The sequence below is a fragment of the Streptomyces sp. NPDC127197 genome (genome assembly GCF_042672405.1).
Taxonomy (GTDB): Bacteria; Actinomycetota; Actinomycetes; order Streptomycetales; family Streptomycetaceae; genus Streptomyces; species Streptomyces flavusporus.
The window spans coordinates 1-1,089 of sequence record NZ_JBHXVG010000155.1 but is presented as its reverse complement, the minus strand read 5'-3'; the positions used below and the strand labels follow the sequence as shown (position 1 = coordinate 1,089).

Here is a 1,089-nt window from a genome sequence, read left to right as displayed (position 1 = left end):
ACCTGCTCGAACAGCTCCCACAACTCATCCGGCACCAAGCGCTCGACGATCCCCACGGCCACAGGCTATCGAACACGCCAAATGAGACCAGCTCTAAGAGCCTGGGAGGTATCCCCAGCCGGATCGGGTGCCCTTGGGCGCGTCGTCCGATCGCCACGGCGGCAGCGTCGTGACGAGTCGTTCTACGGGTGTTGCTGGTGAGGGGCTTGTGCCAGTGCTCGGCGCCCCAGCGGCTGGTGTAGGCGGGGTCGACCGCGATGATGGCGATGCCGCTGTGGTCGGCCATGGAGGTCAGGCGGGGACGGAGGCGGCCGGTGGGCATGCCGGAGATGAGCTGCCTAAACCGTTTTCGGCGGCCGTGCTTCTCGCGGGTCTTCTCCGCGGTGAAGTCGAGGTCTTCGACGGCGATCGCTGTGACACCGCAGGCCTTGGCCCAGTGCAGCAGCCTGGTGAGGGCGTGGCGGACCTGGGCGTCGCGGTGTCCGGCCGGTCCGGACGCCTCGAAGAAGAAGAAGCGGCGGGGGTTGCCGATCGGGTTGCCGTGGACATCGAGGCGCCAGGCGGCCAGGTGGTCGGCGTTCGTATCGACGCCGATCACACCATGCGCGAGGGCGGCGGCCAGGGGGACGGTCCGGGATACCGGGATCTGCCAGGAGGCGGTCAGATACCAGCGGCCACGGGCCACATCCAGGTGGATGCGGTAGGCGACCGCCCGGTTCGCCTCCACCCGGTCCGCCCACTCCTGCCCCCCCCGGTACGCAAAGCCGACCCGGCAGGCGAGGACGTACCGGCCGTGCGGTGCGTTGGCCAACTCCTTCAGGGGGTCGGGAGCTTGATGCTCACCTCACCGCCCGGGCTGATTGCGCCGCAGCCGACCGCGGGTGTACGCCGACTTCGCCACCGAGCCCACCGAAGCCGTCGAATGACGGTACAGAAGAAGGGAGTTCACCACATGGCCACCGCCGACCTCGTTCTCGCCGGCGCCACGGTCCGTACCCTCGACCCGGCCCGACCGCGGGCCACCGCCGTCGCCGTGCGCGACGGGCTGATCACCGCGGTCGGCGACGAGAGCGACGTACGCGACTGGCT

1 pseudogene is annotated in these 1,089 nt (G+C 69.7%); it reads right to left on the bottom strand.

Annotated features, from left to right (window positions below):
- Positions 1-103: 103 nt before the first annotated feature.
- Positions 104-861: pseudogene (locus tag ACFVJQ_RS46070) on the bottom strand (IS200/IS605 family accessory protein TnpB-related protein); the annotation flags it as partial.
- Between the last annotated feature and the right edge of the window lie 228 nt (positions 862-1,089).